The sequence below is a fragment of the Parcubacteria group bacterium CG10_big_fil_rev_8_21_14_0_10_36_14 genome, from assembly GCA_002772895.1.
GTDB lineage: Bacteria > Patescibacteriota > Patescibacteriia.
This window is the reverse complement of record PFCS01000018.1, coordinates 1-337: the sequence shown is the minus strand read 5'-3', so window position 1 is coordinate 337 and position 337 is coordinate 1. Positions and strand designations below refer to the sequence as shown.

General features: G+C 35.0%; 1 protein-coding gene. It reads left to right on the top strand.

Annotated elements, in window-relative coordinates:
• On the top strand, positions 1–337 hold a 337-nt coding region (locus tag COU51_01420; protein PIR66904.1), incomplete at both ends, for a hypothetical protein.

The following is a 337-nucleotide window of genomic DNA, read 5'->3' as shown; positions in this document are numbered from 1 at the left end:
TTGCGTGATAGATTTCTATTAAGATTGGATAATGAAAAAACTTTTTATGTGCGGTTTTTTAACATGGAACAGTGGTGCAAAAACGAGTACCAAGTAACGCATCAAATAACGCAAAAAGGAAGATACGAGAACAGATATGATGTTACACTCTTAATCAATGGCTTGCCCTTGGTGCATATAGAGCTAAAGCGCAGAGGCGTGGAAATGAAAGAGGCATTCAACCAGATACAGCGATACCATAAACATTCATTCACAGGAACATTATTTGAATATGTGCAGATATTTGTAATATCAAACGGAGTTAACACAAAATATTTTTCAAACAACCCAAAACAAT